The sequence below is a fragment of the Pedobacter sp. 05L430 genome, assembly GCF_056397585.1.
On the sequence record NZ_JBFTNT010000289.1, the window covers coordinates 1 to 5,337 of the forward strand.

3 protein-coding genes are annotated in these 5,337 nt (G+C 39.5%); all 3 read right to left on the reverse strand.

Annotated features, from left to right (window positions below; genetic code table 11):
• Positions 1–110: 110 nt before the first annotated feature.
• The 3 genes from AC1DG9_RS22675 to AC1DG9_RS22685 all read right to left on the reverse strand — a co-directional run bounded on the left by AC1DG9_RS22675 (position 111) and on the right by AC1DG9_RS22685 (position 4,966).
• Positions 111–680 (reverse strand): MarC family protein, encoded by a 570-nt coding sequence (locus AC1DG9_RS22675; protein WP_048907221.1) that lies wholly within the window; start codon positions 678–680, stop codon positions 111–113.
• An 89-nt stretch (positions 681–769) separates the two neighbouring features.
• Entirely contained in the window at positions 770–2,467 is a 1,698-nt protein-coding gene (locus tag AC1DG9_RS22680) for an amino acid permease (RefSeq protein WP_172661176.1), read from the reverse strand.
• 132 nt (positions 2,468–2,599) lie between these two features.
• Positions 2,600–4,966 (reverse strand): sodium-translocating pyrophosphatase, encoded by a 2,367-nt coding sequence (locus tag AC1DG9_RS22685; RefSeq protein WP_337717362.1) that lies wholly within the window; start codon positions 4,964–4,966, stop codon positions 2,600–2,602.
• Between the last annotated feature and the right edge of the window lie 371 nt (positions 4,967–5,337).

A 5,337-nucleotide genomic window follows, 5' to 3' on the forward strand; every position in this document is an offset into this window, starting at 1 on the left:
TAATGTGACTTATGGTCTCAAACAATATGGCCAGCACACCAATAATCAACGTGAATTGCTCGAAGCTGTTCATAGCCTTTTTTATTTTAGACGATCAAAAGATGGTTTTGTTACAAGCCAGTATTGTTTCTGAATAATTTGATAGCAATAGCAAGAAGGATAATTCCAAAAGCTTTTCTTAAAACATTTAAGCCGGATTTGCCAAAAAGCTTCTCTAAACGCTCTGTATTCTTTAATACAAAATAAACGAATAGCATATTGATGATGATTCCAATAATGATGTTTTGAGTTGCATATTCAGTTTTTAACGAAAGTAAAGTGGTCATGGTTCCAGCACCTGCTATTAATGGAAATGCAAGAGGCACAATTGATACCGTTTCAGGCGCATCACCTTCTTTAAATATGGTTAGACCAAGTACCATTTCCATGGCAATAAAGAAGATCACAAATGAGCCCGCAATGGCAAATGATTCAACATCCAGTCCGATAACCTTTAACAAGGTCTCGCCGGCAAACAAAAAGATAACCATAAGTACGGTTGCAACTATAGCTGCCTTTTCAGATTGAATATGTCCGGCTTTCTTTCTAAGCTCAATTACTACAGGTATAGCTCCCAGAATATCAATGATAGCGAATAGTACCATTGAAGTAGATAGAATTTGTCGAAAATTGAATTCCATAGCAGTTAATTTATGCTACAAAGGTAAATTAATTAGCAATAAAAAAGCCACTCAAACTGAGCGGCTTTTTTATTGCTAATTATGCTTGATTACTTTGCCTGAACCCGATTAGATGTTGAAGCCCGGTATAAGTATAAAATGATATGCGCAACAGCAAACACTAAGGAGAAGTAGTATAAGCCTGTGTCTTTGCCGTCAGTAATATTGTGGTGAATTAACGCCACTATGATCAACAAAATAGCAAGGCCAAAACCTACATAAGACACAGTTTTAGTGCTTTTTGCTAATGTAGCTTGTAAGTTATCAGATAATAAACTGTTTTTCATACCATAGAACAGGTACACGTTAATACCAATAATCATCCATACCAATAAACGAACCCATGTATCAAGAGGCAGGAACACCATCATACCTAAGCAAACCGCTACACCCAATATTGGAATAAGCGGTACCAAAGGCACTTTAAATGCACGAGGCAAATCAGGCATTCTATTTCTTAAGATAACTATTCCGATGCAAACAAGAATAAATGCCAAAAGAGTACCTATGCTTGTCATTTCGCCCACTACAGTGGCCGGAACAAATGCTGCGAATAAGCTTACAAAAAACATAAATAATAAGTTGCTTTTTGCAGGTGTACTATATTTAGGGTGAACTTTCGAGAACACCTTTGGTAATAAACCATCTTTACTCATCGAGAAGAATACCCTCGATTGGCCCAATAGCATCACCAGGATAACTGAAGCATAACCACCCAGAATGGCAAGAATAATCAACTTATTTAACCACGGATAAGATGGAACAACAACACCTGCTGCATTTTTTACACCCATATTGTCAATTGCAACAGCAACAGGAGCAATACCATCCTGACCTTTAAACATGTCAAAATTAGCTACCCCGGTCATTACGTGTGCAAAAAGAATATATAGAATTGTACAAATAAACAAAGAAACAAGGATACCGATGGGCATATCTTTCTTAGGATTTTTTGCCTCCTGGGCAGCTGTAGAAACGGCATCAAAACCTATATAGGCAAAGAAAACAATTCCGGCCGCTCGTATTACGCCCCCCCATCCGTGTGTAAACATACTTTCGTGACCTGGTTTGTCAGCAGGAATAAAATAAGGTGAATAGTTGTCGGCGTTAATATATTTCCATCCTAAAAGGATAAAAATGAATACAATTACAACCTTAATAGCTACAATGAGCCCATTAATAAATGCAGATTCGCTGGTGCCTCTGATCAAAACAAAGGACATTAAGACGATAATAAATACAGCAGGTAAGTTAAACATACCAGAAACTACGGTGCCATCTAAAAGGGTTGCCGTTTCAAAAGGCGACATGGTTACCTGCGCGGGTAGATGGACATCGTAATACGCCAGAAACTTGACCAGATACCTACTCCAGCTAATGGATACCGTTGCGGCACCTAAAGCATATTCCAATACCAAATCCCAGCCAATTATCCAGGCTATAAATTCACCCATTGTAGCATATGAATAAGTATAAGCACTACCTGCTACCGGGATCATTGAAGCAAATTCGGCATAACATAAGCCTGCAAAAGCGCAACCCAAAGCTGCAATAACAAATGAGATGGTAATGGCTGGTCCTGCGTTATTGGCGGCAGCAGATCCGGTTATGGAAAACAGTCCGGCTCCAATAATTGCACCAATACCCAAAGCCACCAAATTGACGGGGCCAAGGGTCCGTTTCAGGGTTCCTTCACCACTTTCAGCAGCTTCTTGTGTAAGTAAGTCAATTGACTTTCTAAAATTCATAGTTTAAAGTTTAGTTAAAGTGTATCTATAACTCGTCTAGTTTATATTATAAGTGCCAAACCTAAATAAAATATATCTAAAAATAAAAGGGATTCTTTTACGAAATCCCTTTTATTTTTATCCTAATGAAGTTTAAGGTTGAGCTTTAATGTTGTCAATCGATCTTCTTGACTGTTTCCCCTCCACTTTTAGTGTGTTGTTCACTTTGTTTTGAGCGAATTGAGTATTTTTAGGTCTTTCCTCAAGTAAATATTTTACGTTTTTAGCTATTTCTTGTGTTAATGCCGACATTTTAGCGGAAACCTGAATCGAATTCGTGATTTCTTTTTTTGAGGCGGTATTCTCGCCTGGACTAACAGCTATATATGGGGCAATAACCAAAGAGACAATCGACATTAGTTTAATAAGGATGTTCATTGACGGTCCGGAAGTATCTTTAAAAGGATCGCCAACCGTATCACCTGTAACAGATGCTTTATGAGGCTCAGATTTTTTGTAATGCATCTCGCCATTGATCTCAACACCCTTTTCAAATGATTTTTTAGCGTTGTCCCATGCACCACCCGCGTTACTCTGGAAAATTCCCATAAGTACTCCGGATACGGTAACACCTGCTAATAGACCACCTAATATTTCAGCAGAACTTACCGATGGGAAAACACCTTTGAAACCAAAACCCACTATAATTGGAACTAAAAGTGCAATAGCACCTGGCAACATCATTTCGCGAATCGAGGCCTTAGTCGAAATGGCAACACATTTTTCGTATTCCGGCTTTGCTTTATATTCCATAATTCCTGGAATTTCGCGGAACTGGCGACGAACTTCCTGTACCATATCCATTGCTGCTTTGCCAACCGCTGCAATACATAATGCAGAAAATATAAAAGGAATCATCGCACCTACAAATAGCCCGGCCAAAACAGGAGCTTTATAGATGTCGATAGCAGATATACCCGCTACACCAACAAATGCCGCAAATAAAGCAAGTGAGGTTAATGCTGCCGAAGCAATTGCAAATCCTTTACCGGTAGCTGCAGTTGTGTTCCCAACGGCGTCCAGATTGTCAGTACGTTCACGTACTTCAGGAGGTAATTGACTCATTTCAGCAATACCACCAGCATTATCAGCAATAGGGCCGAATGCATCAATTGCCAACTGCATTGCTGTAGTAGCCATCATACCTGCAGCGGCAATTGCTACACCGTATAATCCTGCAAAAGCATAAGAGAAAATGATGCCTCCTGCTAAAACCAGGATAGGAGCAACAGTAGATTTCATACCTACCGATAACCCCCCAATAATGTTTGTAGCATGACCTGTGCCAGATTGCTGGATAATTGAATTAACAGGGCCTTTCCCCATTGCCGTATAATATTCAGTTATAATACTCATTAAGGTACCTACAACCAATCCTACTATGATCGCAAAAAATACGTCAATACTGGTAAAATCAACGCCGCGCAAATGCAGGTTTGAAGGCAGCATCCACATCACAATGAAATAAGATGCAATGGCAGTAATTACAATTGATCCCCAGTTGCCCAGGTTTAACGCTGTTTGTACATTAGAATCTTCACCTTTGATGCGCACAAACCAGGTGCCTATTATCGAAAACAAGATACCCAATCCGCAGATCACCATAGGTAATAGTATCGGAGACATACCTCCAAAATTATCTGTCGCAACAATTTCCTGTCCTAATACCATTGTAGCAAGAATAGTTGCCACATAAGAACCAAATAAATCCGCTCCCATACCGGCCACATCACCAACATTGTCGCCAACGTTATCTGCAATGGTTGCCGGGTTACGCACATCATCTTCAGGAATTCCAGCTTCAACTTTACCAACTAAGTCGGCGCCTACATCGGCAGCTTTGGTGTAAATACCACCGCCCACACGCGCAAAAAGCGCAATAGATTCGGCTCCTAATGAAAATCCGGTTAGTACCTCTATCGCTGTTTTCATTTCTGCGCTGTTTGGTTGAACAACATTAAAAACGTTTAGGAAAACAATAAATAAACCGCCTAAACCTAAAATAGCTAAACCTGCTACACCCAATCCCATTACCGTACCGCCGGTAAAAGAAACCTTTAGCGCTTGTTTTAAACTTGTTCTTGCAGCCTGAGTAGTACGAACATTCGCTTTTGTTGCTGCTTTCATTCCAATGTATCCTGCGGTAGCAGAAAACACAGCTCCAATAATAAAGGCAATAGATATGATCCAGCTGGAGTGTAATTGTACGCCGTTAACTTCATGTACCGTTCCTGAATAGGCAAGTAATGCAGCCGTAAACACAACAAAAATGCTAAGTACTTTCCATTCAGCTTTTAAAAAGGCCATTGCACCATCAGCAATATAGCCGGCCAGTTCCTGCATGTTTTTATCCCCTGCATCCTGTTTGTTTACCCATGCACTTTTAATAGCCATCACAATGATGCCAATTAAACCCAATGCGGGAATAAAATAGATTAAATTGTTCTGTAAAAACTCCATACTTTGATCTCTTGTTTAGTTTATTTTTGGTTGTTAGTTGTCGACTTTAGCTGCCTCCAAAAAAGGCCAAAGCCAATTGTTTGTAGCTGGCAGACTGCCCTTTTTCGCCATTACCTTAAAGCACTTAAGTCATTTAATTGGCAAGACCGGGCTTTACAAAAATAAGCGTGTTTCTGAAATTACCAAATTTTTAATGAATTGATTACTAACCTTTTTTATGAACCGGGAATTTATGCCATTGGTTGCTTTTAATCGGGTTTATTAGTCAGAAAGACGAAGTCCTCACATAATTCGCACATTCTACATACATTCTTCACAAAAAAGTACCTGTTTGTGGGTTTGGTGTGAACGAGGTGTGAAGAATGTACGAA